Here is a 14,124-nt window from a genome sequence, read left to right on the forward strand (position 1 = left end):
CAATTTTTGTAATATCGGTGTCAATATGAAATTTAATAAATTCAAAACAGTAATATTTATAGGGTTTTTAGCCATTGTAGGGGTGATTATCATGCAATTGTTTTTACTCAACCAGGCGTATATTTTTGAAAAAAGAGATACGGAGGATAAAATTCACTTTGCCCTACAAGATGTAGTGGAAAAAATTTATCAGGATAATAATTCTGAAATGCCTGTTGGAAATCTAATTAAAAAAGTAAGTTCCAATTATTTTATAGTAAACGTTAATGATGTTTTTGAAAATAGAATTCTTGAACATTATTTAAAAACTGAATTTGATAAAGTTAAATTAGAACTGGATTTTGAATATGCCATTTATGACTGTAGTTCAGAATCAATGGTTTATGGAAATTACATTTCTATAGACGGTAAACCCTCTAAAATGTGCGCCGATTGTTTTTCCAAAAACACCGATTTAACCTACTATTTTGCTATTCGTTTTCCTAACTTAAAGCAAAGTTATTTTACAAGTCTTAGTCAGTATTGGGTGTTTACAGGGGTTTTGTTTTTAGTACTTATTATATACGTTTATTCGGTGTTCTTAATGCTTCAGCAAAAACGATATACCGAATTACAAAACGATTTTATCAATAACATGACGCATGAATTTAAAACGCCTTTAGCCTCTATATTAATTGCTTCTAATTATGCAAATTCGCAAAACGAAATCAAAGATAATCCTAAATTATTTAAATACATTCAAATTATTATCAATCAAAGTAATAAACTAAATCAGCACATTGAAAAAATTCTGTATGTCGCTAAAACTGATAGTAACCAAATTGTTTTGGAAAAAACAAAAGTTGATATTACAACTGTTTTAGAATTAGTAAAAGAGAATATTCAGTTAAAACACCAAAAAGAAATTCGAGTGACACTTTTTATTGATAAAAAATATCACATTCAAGCAGATGAATTTCATTTCTATAATTTAATTTATAATGTGATTGATAATGCGGTTAAATATTCTGAAAACGAACCAAAAATTCAGATAAAAGGCTACGAATCTTCAAAAGGGCTTACTTTAGAATTTTCAGATCACGGCATGGGTATTCCCGAAAAAGATTTGCCTTTTGTATTTGATAAATTTTATCGAGTTGCTCGTCAAGATAACAAAGATATTGAAGGATTTGGAATAGGCTTATCCTATGTAAAACGGGTTTGCGAATGGCATAAATGGCAAGTGTCTGTAAAGAACAATGAAGAAGGCGGAATAACGGTTTCAATACAAATAAACAAAAACGACTATGAGTAAAAAGCGCATTTTATATGTTGAAGACGACGAAACGTTAGCGTTTTTAACAACCGATAATTTAGAACAACATTTTGAGGTAGTCCATTGTAATAATGGGAAAGCAGCCTTTGAGTTATTTTGTTCTGAATCTTTTGATTTATGTGTTTTAGACATAATGTTGCCTGATATGGATGGCTTTGAAATAGCAACCGAAATTAGAAAGCGTAATCAAGAAATTCCGATTATTTTTCTTTCGGCAAAAACCATGAAAGAAGATCGAATTAAAGGGTTGAAATTGGGTGCTGATGATTACCTAATAAAACCTTATTCTATCGAAGAACTCATTTTAAAAATAGAAATTTTCTTGCATCGAAGCCAAAAATCAGCGGATAAACCAGCTTTAAAAAATTACACCTTTGGAAGTTTTCTCTTTGAACCAGAAAATTATTTGTTAAAAAATGACGCTCAAAAAATTACATTAACCGAACGCGAAGCATCGTTACTTAAGTTGTTTTTAGACAATCCGAATACGGTATTGAAGCGAGAAAAAATCTTAATGGCTTTGTGGGGTAGTGATGATTATTTTTTAGGAAGAAGTTTAGATGTTTTTATTTCAAGATTACGAAAAATAATTAAACAAGAAACCCATGTTCGAATTGAAAATATTCCGCGCGTGGGCTTTAAATTAGTTGTAGAATAACGTTATTTATTCAAAACTCATCATATAAATTTCTAATGCTTTTCGTTCTTCGGCAGACATCGCTTTTGTAATCACAAAATTAGCTTTCATAATTTCATACTGAGAAGGATCAACAAGCGGTTCTCCTTTATCATTAATAAATTCGGCAATACTGGCAACTTTTTCTTTATATATTTTTGCGATGTCTTTAATTGATGGCCCAACTGTTTTTATATCAGCTTTATGACAAGTGGCACAAATTCCTTTGCCTTCAAATAATTCTTTTCCTAATTCTTCTGATGAAAGCCCAGAATTTGAAGCTTCAGTTGCTTCAATAGGTTTTTCCATAGCATCGGTCTCTTTTTTCTCGCCACAGCTAATGATACTTATACCTATTGATAACGTAAGAAGTAATTTGAAATATACTTTCATAATTAATCTATTTTTTGTTTAGTAAAATCGCTGCTTCTTTCGCAAAATAAGTTGAAATTAAACTGGCACCAGCGCGTTTGATGCACATTAATTGTTCCATCATAATTTTATCGTGGTCAAGCCAACCTCTTTCGGCTGCGGCTTTAATCATTGCGTATTCGCCTGAAACATGAAAAACCGTTACAGGAACATTCACCGCATTTTTTACTTCACGAACAATATCTAAATAAGCAATTCCGGGTTTCACCATCACCATATCGGCACCTTCTTCTACATCCCAAAGTGCTTCTTTAACGGCTTCAATGCGATTCGCATAATCCATTTGGTAGGTTTTTTTGTCTTTTGGCACTTCTACATCCGATTCTCTTGGCGCACTGTCTAATGCATCACGAAACGGACCATAAAACGCCGACGCATATTTAGCCGAATAACTCATAATGCCTACGTTTTGGAAACCTGCAGCATCCAAACCTTGGCGCAAACGCAATACACGTCCATCCATCATATCGCTTGGCGCAACAAAATCGGCTCCCGCTTGAGCGTGGGAAACAGCCATTTTTACTAAGGCATCGTTGGTTGCATCATTCGCCACATCGCCGTTTTCAATAATTCCGTCGTGACCGTAAATTGAATAAGGATCCAAAGCCACATCAGGCATCACAATCATTTCTGGGCAAGCCGTTTTGATAGCACGAATAGCTTTTTGCATTAATCCATTGGGATTCCACGCTTCTTTACCGGTGTTGTCTTTTAATTCTTCGCTAACTTTTACATAGATATTAACGGCACGAATCCCTAAATCAAATAATTCTTTAACTTCTTTTACGGTTAAATCTATCGAACGACGAAAAATTCCTGGCATCGATGGAATTTCGACTTGGATATTCTCTCCTTCTGCAATAAACATCGGAAACATAAAATCGCTTGGACTTAATGTGGTTTCACGAACTAAACTTCTTATGGATTCGTTTACTCTTAAACGACGTCCTCTTTGTAATGGGAACATACTAATTTATAATTTATAATTGACAACGAATAATTATATCCAGTCAACAGGTTTTTCTAATACTTTTACTACTTTTTCTTCTTCGCTACCTACCGCAGGATGATGGTCGTAATGCCATTGCACGTGGGGAGGCAAACTCATCAAAATACTTTCTATTCTTCCGTTGGTTTTTAAACCAAATAAAGTGCCTTTGTCGTGAACCAAATTGAATTCGACGTAACGACCACGGCGGATTTCTTGCCAAGTTCTTTGTTCTTGTGTAAAAGGCAAGTCTTTTCTTTTTGCTACGATTGGCAAATAGGCATCCAGGAATGAATTCCCAACTTCAGTAACAAAATTGTACCAATCTCCCATCGATTGATCTTCGGTTTCTTTCAAATAATCGAAAAACAAACCTCCAATTCCACGCGCTTCATTTCTATGTGCGTTCCAAAAGTAGTCGTCGCATTGTTTTTTATATTTCGGATAAAAATCAGGATTATGTTTGTCGCAAGCCGTTTTACAAGTTTGGTGAAAATGAAAAGCATCTTCTTCAAACAAATAATAAGGCGTTAAATCTTGTCCGCCACCAAACCAACTATTGATTACTTTCCGTGAGCCTGTACTGAACTCTGTCGAAGTATCGTACATTTCGAAATAGCGCCAATTCGCGTGCACCGTTGGCACCATCGGGTTTTTTGGATGAATTACCAAACTCAATCCACAAGCAAAAAAATCCGCTTCCCCTACGTTGAATAATTTTTGCATCGAATCGGGTAATTTCCCTTGAACCGCTGAAATGTTTACACCACCTTTTTCAAAAACAGCACCATTTTCAATTACGCGTGTTCTTCCTCCACCTCCTCCTGTGCTGAGCCCTGCCGAAGTATCTGGTCTGTCCCAAATATCTTCTCGGAATTTGGCAACACCATCAATATCTTCTAATCCTTTACAGATTTGATCTTGTAGGTTTTGTATGTATTGGTAAAACTTGTCTTTCATTTTTAATAGCAATTAGCTAAAAGCTGTTAGCTGTAAGCTTATTTATTGTATTCTTTCACCGCTTCTACAAATGCTTTCGCATGATCTACGGGGATATTCGGTAAAATTCCGTGTCCTAAATTAACTATGTAATTGTCTTTCCCAAATTCATCAATCATTTCATGTACCATTTTTTTGATGTTTGGAATAGGTGACAACAAACGACTTGGGTCGAAATTTCCTTGTAACGTAATGTTTCCACCTGTTAAATAGCGGGCGTTTCTTGGCGAACACGTCCAATCTACTCCTAAAGCCGATGCTTTTGACTTTGCCATTTCGCCTAAGGCAAACCAACACCCTTTTCCGAAAACAATTACTTTCGTTTCGTCAGCCAAAGCCTCCACAATTTGGTTGATGTATTGCCAAGAGAATTCTTGATAATCTACAGGAGACAACATGCCGCCCCAAGAATCAAAAATCTGAATGGCATTACAACCTGCTTTAACTTTTTCTTTCAAATATAAAATCGTCGTATCAGTAATTTTTTGTAATAAAACGTGTGCTGCAACTGGATTTGAAAAACAAAATCCTTTAGCAGTATCAAAACTTTTGGAACCTTTTCCTTCCACGGCGTAACAGAAAATCGTCCAAGGTGAACCTGCGAAACCAATTAACGGCACCTCATCGTTCAACATTTGTTTGGTCAATTTAATTGCATCAAAAACATAACCCAACGTTTCGTTTACATCTGGAACAAACACTTTTTCTACATCTTGAGAAGTACGAATTGGATTTGGAATTATCGGCCCTAAATTGTCTTTTAATTCCACGTGAATTCCCATCGCTCTTGGCACGACCAAAATATCTGAAAACAAAATCGCCGCATCTGGTTTGACGATACGGATCGGTTGTACTGTAATTTCAGCAGCTAATTCAGGTGTTTCGCAACGTGTAAAAAAATCATATTTGTCACGCAAAGCTCTAAATTCAGGTAAATATCGTCCCGCTTGGCGCATCATCCAAACAGGTGGACGTTCTACTTTTTCGTTATTTAAGGCTCTTAAAAAAAGGTCGTTTTTAATCATTTTTTGTTGATTTAAAATAATGTATGCATTGAATAATTACGTTTTCAACCGAAGGCTGATTTGCAATTACGATGTTCTCTGTAAAAGGTTTAATAGCTGTTGCAGTAGTAGTTCCAATACAAAAGCATATTTCGTTTGTAATTTTATGTTCTTTGATATAGCTAGAAACCCCAGACGGACTAAAAAACAGAATTCCATCCATTTTTGGAGCTATTTTTACCGGTGTTTCTGTCGTTTCATAAACTTCAATAATTTCATGTTTGAGGCTTTTTTCTTTTAAAAAATCGGGAATCGTATTTAATCTCGATGTGCCACAGAAAAAAGTAAAACTATTATTTAAGTATTCGTTTTCAATATGTTTAATTAATTCGGATGCATCCAAATGAAAAAAAACTACCGAAAAACCATTTTCAAGTAGTATGTTTTTCGTTTTTTCGCCCACGCAAATTGTGGGTTTATGAATGAACTCATTTTTATAGTTAAGAACGTTTAGAACAGCATTTTGACTCGTAAAAATTAAAATATCATTTGTGTTTTTAATTTCAAAAGCAATGGGTTGAATATGAATAAAATCTTCATCAATTACTTTAAAACCAGCATTTAGCAAGAATTGTTTTTGATTGTGAGCCAATTTTTTAGTTGCTAGTATGCCGATGCTTTCTTTCACAGTTGCTTTTTTAATTGTGTTTTTATTTGCACCATTAATTGACTGCCTCCAGCATTTAAAACTTCTTGTGCCGAATTGAAGCCCAATTTTTTCCATTCGGAAATAGGCGTTTTTTTGTCAACCATTAATCGTTCTGTTCCATCAATAGAGAGTAAAACACCTTTAAATTCAATGGTGTCATCATTCTCATCATATCTTGCATAAGCTCCTATTGGCGCCGTACAACCCCCTTCTAGCGTTTTTAAAAATTGCCTTTCAATGTGGGTACAAATTTCGGTTTCAATATGATTTAATTGAGAAACAGCGTCTATCGTATAATGATCATTTGCCATTGCTAAAACTACCATTGCTCCCTGAGCAGGTGCCGGAATCATCCAATCTAAAGTGATATAATTTTCTGGTTTTAAATTAATACGCTCTAATCCTGCGGTTGCAAAAACAGCTCCGTCCCAATTACTTTCATCTAATTTTTGCAAGCGGGTATTTACATTTCCACGTAAATTTACCACTTGATGATTAGGATATTTATGAAGCCATTCTGCATTTCTACGAAGGCTTCCAGTAGCAATAGTTCCTGTTGAATTAAGAAATTCTAAGTTGCCTTTGTGTACTAAAAGATCAAATGGATTAGCGCGTTCTAAAACTGCTGCTTGAATAATCCCTTGAGGTAAAGCCGTTGGCACATCTTTCATGGAGTGCACAGCAATATCTACCTGACCATTAATCATAGCAATGTCTAGGGTTTTAGTAAAAATCCCTGTAATTCCTAACTCGTATAAAGGTTTGTCTAAAAGAATATCGCCTTGCGATTTTACCGCTATGATTTCGGTTTTATGCCCTAAATCGTTCAGTTTTTTTTGAACGGTGTGTGCTTGCCACAGAGCGAGTTCGCTATCACGAGTTCCTATTTTAATAATTTTACTCATTATTTTGTAAGCGTTTCGATTTGGAAAACTTTTTCAATCCATTCAATACTTTCATCAACCATTGTTTCATCGTCTTTTAAATGATTTGCAAAATGATTTGTGATTTTTTGAATGATTCGGGCACTAATTAATTCGGCTTGTTCCTCATCAAAATTAGCTATTTTTTTTCGTTGTACATTCAGTTCTCCTTCCTTAATAGCATTTAATTTTGCTTTGAGCGCATGAATGGTTGGAGCAAATTTTCTTTGTTTTGTCCAAGCTATAAATTCTTCTTTAATTTCTTCAATTATAGCTTCTGCAGCAGGAATGTGCTTTTTTCTGTTTTCTAACGTTTCGTCGGTCATTTGAGCCAACTGATCCATGTGAACTAATGAAACCCCTGAAATGTCTTTTACATTTTCATGAACATTTTTTGGAATGGACAAATCGAGAATTAAAAGAGGTTTTTTAAGATTTAAAATAGCTTTATCAATAGTTGGATTTTGTGCTCCAGTGGCAACTACAACAACGTCTGCTTTTTGCAGTTCCAATTGTAAATCGGAATAATCTTTTACAATAACATTTAGTTTTTTTGCGATTTTCTCGGCTTTATCTTTGGTTCTATTGATTAAAGTAATTTGTTCGTGTTTTGAGTGTTTTACAAGATTTTCACACGTATTTCTTCCAATTTTACCCGTTCCAAAAAGCAAAATATTTTTAGAACTTATATCTTTCACATTTTTAAAAATGTATTGAACCGCAGCAAAAGAAACTGAAGTGGCACCCGAAGATATTTCTGTTTCTGTTTTTATTTTTTTATTTGCTTGAATGACTGCATTGACTAATCGTTCTAAAAAAGTATTGGCTAATTGGTGATTTTTACTTTGAACGAAAGCGGTTTTAAGCTGACTTATGATTTCAAAATCGCCTAAAATTTGGCTGTCTAAACCTGTTCCAACTCGGAATAAATGGGTTATAGCTTCATGATTTTTATACACAAAGGCTACTTTTTGAAAGTCTTCAACGGTTCCTTGGCTGTTTTCGCATAGAAGTTTGATTAACTGGAAAGGATGTTGTGCAAAACCATAAATTTCTGTACGGTTACATGTTGAAGTAACCACTAAACTCTCAATTTTATCTCTTTTAGCTTGATGTAATAGATTTTTTTTTGCATTTTCATCCAAACTAAATTTACCTCTCATTTCAGCATCTGCTTTTTTATAGCTTAGGCCAATGGCATAGAAAGTGGGATGTTTTGCAAATGAATTGTTTTCCATAGGGCATTTACTCTTTTCTAAAAGTTCCACAAAACTATAGCTATAGTTACGATAAAAGTAACGCTAAAAGTACTTTTTGTGTCGCTGAAAGATTTTTTGAATAAAAATTAATTTTTTAGCGTTATTTCTTTTAAATTTGTACCAAAAATAGGGCTTTTCAAAGATTGTTATGTAGAACAATTCTAAATAATATAGTCTGGTTTTATAAAAGTTTATCCAAAAAAAATATCGCTATGGGTTCACAAGAAGAAATTAAGATTGAAGATGATTTTATATTGTTGCGTTTTCAAAATGAAAGCAGCAGCAATTTAAAAGTAGAACGTTCTGTAAGCCAGGGACTTATTCAATTTCATTTTGGCATAAAAGGAAATGGGAAATTCATCTTCAATCAAGGGAATTATGCCTTAGATTTAAAAGAAGAAAAGGCACTTTTGTTTTATAATCCGCAAAAGGAATTGCCGTTACATTTAGAATTAGCGCCTAACACTTGGGTAATTTCTGTAATTATTTCTATTAAAAAGTTTCATGGTTTATTTTCTAATGATGCCGAACACATTCCTTTTTTGAGCGATGACAATAAGGATAAAAAATATTATAAAGAATCAGATATTAGTCCGTCAATGGCTATTGTGTTGAGTCAATTGTTTCATTACAATTTGAATCCGTCGATCAAAAATTTATATTATAAAGGAAAAGGTTATGAATTATTGAGTTTGTATTTCAACCGTTCAGAAGATCCAGATGCAGAGCAATGTCCTTTTTTAATTGACGAAGAAAATGTCTTAAAAATTAAAAAAGCAAAAAAAATTATGATTGCCAATATGGCCGAACCACCGGGATTAGAAGAACTTTCAGAACAAGTAGGGTTGAGCCTTAAAAAGTTGAAAATGGGATTCAAACAAATTTATGGCGACACGGTTTTTGGTTTTCTATTTGATTATAAAATGGATTATGCGCGTCAATTATTAGACAGCGGTTCCTATAATGTAAATGAAGTTGGTTTAAAAATTGGTTACAGTACTGGAAGTCATTTTATTGCAGCTTTTAAAAAGAAATTTGGCACTACTCCGAAGAAGTATTTAATGAATTTAAACACTAACGTATAGATTTAGCTGCACAAATTTTGTAAATCAAATTATTATTAAAAAATAACAATAATAAAAAGTAAAAAGAGTAGATTGTATACTTTTATAAAAAATAATTAACACATGAAAGGAGTATTATTAGTAAATTTAGGTTCGCCAGAAAGTCCAACAGCTAAAGACGTAAAACCGTATTTAGATGAATTTTTAATGGATAAATACGTAATTGACGTTCCGTTTTTATTACGTGCATTATTAGTTCGAGGAATTATTTTACAAACCCGACCAAAAAAATCGGCTGAAGCTTATGCGCGAATTTGGACGGATGAAGGATCACCATTAATTGTAATTTCCAAAAAAATGCACAAAAAAGTTAAAGGTTTGGTTGACATTCCTGTTGCTTTAGCTATGCGTTATGGTACAATAACCATTCAAAAAGGATTGCAAGAATTAAAAGATCAAGGCGTAACTGAAGTAATGTTGTTGCCTCTGTATCCGCAACACGCAATGGCTTCGACCACAACTATTTTAGTTTTGGCAGAAGAATTGCGTCAAAAGCATTTTCCTGAAATGAAAATCACGAATGTTCCAGCATTTTATAACAAACCCGATTTTATTCAGGCTTTGGCAAATTCGATCAAAAAACACTTGGAAGGATTTGATTATGACCATTTATTATTTTCCTATCACGGAGTTCCAAAACGTCATATTCGCAAAACTGATATCACAAAATCGCATTGCAAAATGGACAGAACTTGTTGTGACACTCCATCGCCGGCACATGAATTTTGCTACAGTCATCAATGTTATGAAACCACAAAACAAGTGGTAAAATTATTAGGGATTCCTGAAGGAAAATACAGCCAAACGTTTCAATCGCGTTTAGCAGGAGACAAATGGTTAACGCCTTATACCGATGTCGAAATCAACAAAATGCCTGAGCAAGGGATTAAGAAATTAGCTGTTGTAACACCCGCATTCGTTGCCGACTGCTTAGAAACATTAGAAGAAATTGCGATGGAAGCCAACGAAGAATTTTTACACCATGGAGGCGAAGAATTTATGGCCGTTCCTTGTTTGAATGATGAAGACGAATGGTGTGGTGTGGTGGCAAAATGGATTGAGGAGTTTAAGAAAGAGTAAAGATAAAAGAACAAAGAAAAAAGACTTTTAAATGGAATTCTACAACTACATAAAATCACTACACTTAATCTTTGTAATTACTTGGTTTGCTGGGTTGTTTTACATTGTTCGCCTGTTTGTTTATCAAATTGAAGCGAATGACAAACCGTCACCAGAAAAAGAAATTTTACAAAAACAGTATAAAATAATGACCTATCGCTTGTGGTACATTATTACTTGGCCAAGTGCGGTTTTAGCAACTATTTTTGCGGTTTGGTTACTAATTTTGATGCCCGCTTGGTTACAAATGCCTTGGATGCACGTGAAGTTAGGCTTTGTGGTTTTGCTTTTTATTTATCATTTTAAATGTCAAAAAATATATACTGAATTACAAAATGACACCATAAAATATACATCAAACTTCATGCGTTTATGGAATGAAGGCGCCACAATTATTCTTTTTGCGGTCGTTTTTTTAGTAATTTTAAAAAATGCACTTAACTGGATTTATGGTGTAGTTGGAATTGTATTATTTTCAGTAATTATTATGCTTGGTTTTAAATTCTATAAAAGAATAAGAGAGAAGCAATAACTTTATTTTGAATTAAAATTAAACAATGGATAGAATTTTTAATATAAAAAATCTTTCACTTCGCGTAAGAATATTTCTATCCATGATATTCTTGACGCTTATTTCATCGGTATTGATAGCTACTGTATCCATTTATCAATTTCGAAAAGAGGCCAGAGAATACCACCAAGACCGATTAGAACGAAAAGAAACCGCTATTGTTGAACATATAAATTATGTGCTACAAACCACAACTTATCCTTTAACTACAGAGAATGTTCCGTTGATTTTTAAAGAGAAAATCTTCGAATTAGCGGATATTCATAGTATGGAGATCAATATTTTTGATTTAAGCGGGAAATTGTTAATCTCCTCCAAATCCATTTTTAAAATTGACAAGGACAAGCCTAAAATTAATGAAGCAACAATAAAAATTTTACAAGCTTCTTTAGAAAAACGTTACATCGAATTTTCAACAATAGACGGACAACCCTTTCGATCTTCTTATACTTATTTAAAAGATACCAAGTTTAAACCGCTTGGAATTTTAAATTTACCTTATGAAGAGGATAGAGCGTTTTATAATAACGAAGTGCAAAATTTCCTAATTCGATTTGGGCAAGTATACGCTTTTATGTTTTTGATTTCTATTGTTTTATCCTATTTTTTATCGAGTTATATTACTAAATCGCTAAAAATTATTAGAGATAAAATGCAAGAAACACAATTGAACCAACGCAATGAAAAAATTGTGCTAGAAGATGGCAGTAAAGAAATCAATCTTTTGATTAAGTCCTATAATAATATGGTGGATAAATTAGAAGAAAGTGCTACAATTTTAGCGCAAAGTGAACGCGAACAAGCTTGGCGAGAAATGGCAAAACAAGTAGCACACGAAATTAAAAACCCTTTAACTCCAATGCGATTAACGGTGCAAAATTTTGAACGTAAATTTGAAGCAAATGATCCAAATATTTCTAAAAAACTAGAAGATTATACTAAAACTATTTTACAACAAATTGACACGATGAGCTCGGTGGCAAATGCGTTTTCAAACTTTGCAACCATGCCCGCTCAACAAAATGAAACACTTAATGTAGTGCAAGTGGTTCAAATGACTTTGGAAATTTTTAACGAAGATTACATCACATTTTCGGCAATTGAAGACGAAATTATTGCTAAATTAGATCGCACACAATTGATAAGAGTGGTTACAAATTTGGTCAAAAACGCTATTCAGGCGATACCCGAAGAACAGGAAAATAAACAAGTATTTGTTACTGTTTTTAGAGAAGATCATCAAGTGAAAATTGCCGTAAAAGACAATGGTAAAGGAATATCTGAAGACAATGCAGCTCGAATATTTGAACCAAAATTCACAACAAAATCAAGCGGAATGGGACTTGGTTTAGCTATTATTAAAAATATCATCGAAAATTATAACGGAACGATTACTTTTGAAACTGAAATAAATATAGGAACTGAATTTTTAGTTTCTTTCCCAATTAATAAATAAAAACAGCCTAAAATGGAAAATATTTTAATTGAAAAACAAGACCATATTGCGATCATCACGATTAATCGCCCCACAAAATTAAATGCGTTAAACAAAGTAACCATTCAAGAATTGCACGATGGATTTAAAGCATTGCACGAAGATAAAACTGTAAAAGCAATTATTATAATAGGTAGTGGCGAAAAAGCATTTGTGGCTGGAGCTGATATTTCAGAATTTGCTGATTTTTCTGTAGCCGAAGGACAACAATTAGCGGCTGAAGGGCAAACTTTATTGTTTGATTTTGTTCAAAATTTGAGCACTCCGGTTATTGCAGCAGTTAATGGTTTTGCTTTAGGCGGCGGATTAGAATTGGCCATGGCGTGTCATTTTAGAGTAGCTTCTACCAATGCAAAAATGGGATTGCCCGAAGTTACTTTGGGCGTAATTCCTGGTTATGGCGGCACACAGCGATTAGCTCAATTAATAGGAAAAGGTCGAGCAATGGAACTAATCATGACCGCTGGAATGATTGATGCAGAAACCGCAAAAAACTATGGATTGGTAAATCATGTAGTGGCACAAGATGAATTATTGGAATTTGCTAAAGGAATTGCATCCAAAATTTCTAATAATTCGAGCATTGCGATTGCGAAAGCTATACAAGCGATAAATGCTAATTTTGAAGATGGAACTAATGGATATGAAGTTGAAATTGAAAATTTTGGTGCTTGTTTTGGTACCGAAGATTTTAAAGAAGGAACTACGGCGTTTTTAGAAAAAAGAAAAGCTGCGTTTCCCGGAAAGTAAAAAGGGAACATTATTTTTTTTAAATTTGAACCCCATTTTTTATCAAATCAATTTTTTTTCTGTATAAAAATTGTAACTTTATATCCGATTTAAGCTTTCACCAAATATTCTATAAATAACTTAACTAATATGATTCAAAAAATTAACGATTTCGTTGCTGAAGTAGCAAAAAATAACCCAAACGAAACTGAATTTCTTCAGGCAGTTCATGAAGTAGCTGAAACAGTTATTCCCTTTATTGAAAATAATAAAAAGTATCAAAATAAAATGCTTTTGGAACGAATGGTAGAGCCAGAGCGCATTATATTGTTCCGAATTGCTTGGATAGATGATGCGGGTAAAACAAGAATAAATAAAGGATATCGTATACAAATGAATTCTGCAATAGGCCCATACAAAGGGGGGTTGCGTTTTCATCCATCGGTTAATTTAAGTATTTTAAAATTTTTAGCTTTTGAACAAGTATTTAAAAACAGCTTAACCACCCTACCTATGGGCGGCGGTAAAGGAGGCTCTAACTTTGATCCAAAAGGAAAATCAGATACTGAAATCATGCGTTTTTGCCAAGCTTTTATGCAAGAGTTAGCCAAACATATTGGTGCTGATACAGATGTTCCAGCCGGTGATATTGGCGTTGGCGGAAGAGAAGTAGGATATATGTTTGGTCAGTATAAGAAAACAAGAAATGAATTTACGGGTGTTTTAACTGGAAAAGGAATTTCTTTTGGAGGGTCATTAATTCGTCCAGAAGCTACTGGTT

The 14,124-nt window shown here is 33.6% G+C and carries 15 protein-coding genes; 8 read left to right on the forward strand and 7 right to left on the reverse strand.

What is annotated here, in order from left to right:
* Both ACIQZC_RS05075 and ACIQZC_RS05080 read left to right on the forward strand, forming a co-directional pair.
* Positions 1–1,294 (forward strand): sensor histidine kinase (locus ACIQZC_RS05075; RefSeq protein WP_396138154.1); only part of this gene is annotated, 1,294 nt, incomplete at its 5' end.
* A complete protein-coding gene (locus ACIQZC_RS05080) occupies positions 1,287–1,973 on the forward strand; it encodes a response regulator transcription factor (protein WP_396138155.1) in 687 nt (228 codons plus the stop codon). The genes ACIQZC_RS05075 and ACIQZC_RS05080, both read left to right, overlap by 8 nt.
* Positions 1,974–1,979: 6 nt before the next feature.
* On the opposite strand, the gene ACIQZC_RS05085 is transcribed toward ACIQZC_RS05080, so the two are convergent.
* The 7 genes from ACIQZC_RS05085 to hemA are packed head-to-tail and all read right to left on the reverse strand — an operon-like array spanning position 1,980 to position 8,284.
* A complete protein-coding gene (locus ACIQZC_RS05085; RefSeq protein ID WP_396138156.1) occupies positions 1,980–2,384 on the reverse strand; it encodes a c-type cytochrome in 405 nt (134 codons plus the stop codon).
* Positions 2,385–2,391: 7 nt separating this feature from the next.
* Positions 2,392–3,390 carry a porphobilinogen synthase gene (gene hemB, locus ACIQZC_RS05090; RefSeq protein WP_396138157.1) on the reverse strand — a complete coding sequence of 333 codons (999 nt, stop codon included), beginning with the start codon at positions 3,388–3,390 and terminating at the stop codon, positions 2,392–2,394.
* A 33-nt stretch (positions 3,391–3,423) separates the two neighbouring features.
* Positions 3,424–4,371 (reverse strand): oxygen-dependent coproporphyrinogen oxidase, encoded by a 948-nt coding sequence (gene hemF / locus ACIQZC_RS05095; protein WP_396138158.1) that lies wholly within the window; start codon positions 4,369–4,371, stop codon positions 3,424–3,426.
* A 38-nt stretch (positions 4,372–4,409) separates the two neighbouring features.
* Entirely contained in the window at positions 4,410–5,435 is a 1,026-nt protein-coding gene (gene hemE / locus ACIQZC_RS05100; protein WP_396138159.1) for a uroporphyrinogen decarboxylase, read from the reverse strand.
* Entirely contained in the window at positions 5,428–6,102 is a 675-nt protein-coding gene (locus ACIQZC_RS05105; protein ID WP_396138160.1) for a uroporphyrinogen-III synthase, read from the reverse strand. Before ACIQZC_RS05105 ends, hemE begins: the two co-directional genes overlap by 8 nt.
* Positions 6,099–7,028, reverse strand: a complete 930-nt coding sequence (gene hemC, locus ACIQZC_RS05110; protein ID WP_396138161.1) for a hydroxymethylbilane synthase — start codon at positions 7,026–7,028, stop codon at positions 6,099–6,101. Before hemC ends, ACIQZC_RS05105 begins: the two co-directional genes overlap by 4 nt.
* Positions 7,028–8,284 carry a glutamyl-tRNA reductase gene (hemA, locus tag ACIQZC_RS05115; RefSeq protein WP_396138162.1) on the reverse strand — a complete coding sequence of 419 codons (1,257 nt, stop codon included), beginning with the start codon at positions 8,282–8,284 and terminating at the stop codon, positions 7,028–7,030. The genes hemC and hemA overlap by 1 nt, the downstream gene beginning before the upstream one ends.
* 233 nt (positions 8,285–8,517) lie before the next feature.
* Between hemA and ACIQZC_RS05120 the strand changes: the two genes are divergently transcribed.
* From ACIQZC_RS05120 to ACIQZC_RS05145, 6 genes are all read left to right on the forward strand, one after another.
* On the forward strand, positions 8,518–9,390 hold the full coding sequence (locus ACIQZC_RS05120) for a helix-turn-helix transcriptional regulator (RefSeq protein WP_396138163.1): 873 nt from the start codon (positions 8,518–8,520) through the stop codon (positions 9,388–9,390).
* 102 nt (positions 9,391–9,492) lie between these two features.
* Positions 9,493–10,509, forward strand: coding sequence for a ferrochelatase (hemH, locus tag ACIQZC_RS05125; protein ID WP_396138164.1), 1,017 nt, complete (start codon positions 9,493–9,495; stop codon positions 10,507–10,509).
* Between the two features lie 31 nt (positions 10,510–10,540).
* Entirely contained in the window at positions 10,541–11,080 is a 540-nt protein-coding gene (locus ACIQZC_RS05130) for a CopD family protein (RefSeq protein WP_396138165.1), read from the forward strand.
* Positions 11,081–11,162: 82 nt separating this feature from the next.
* Positions 11,163–12,575, forward strand: a complete 1,413-nt coding sequence (locus tag ACIQZC_RS05135; protein ID WP_396138168.1) for a sensor histidine kinase — start codon at positions 11,163–11,165, stop codon at positions 12,573–12,575.
* Between the two features lie 12 nt (positions 12,576–12,587).
* Entirely contained in the window at positions 12,588–13,364 is a 777-nt protein-coding gene (locus ACIQZC_RS05140; RefSeq protein WP_396138166.1) for an enoyl-CoA hydratase/isomerase family protein, read from the forward strand.
* Between the two features lie 129 nt (positions 13,365–13,493).
* The coding region (locus tag ACIQZC_RS05145) for a Glu/Leu/Phe/Val dehydrogenase dimerization domain-containing protein (RefSeq protein ID WP_396138167.1) at positions 13,494–14,124 on the forward strand (631 nt) is incomplete at its 3' end.

The sequence above is a fragment of the Flavobacterium sp. genome, assembly GCF_044338735.1.
In the GTDB taxonomy this organism is placed as follows: Bacteria; Bacteroidota; Bacteroidia; order Flavobacteriales; family Flavobacteriaceae; genus Flavobacterium.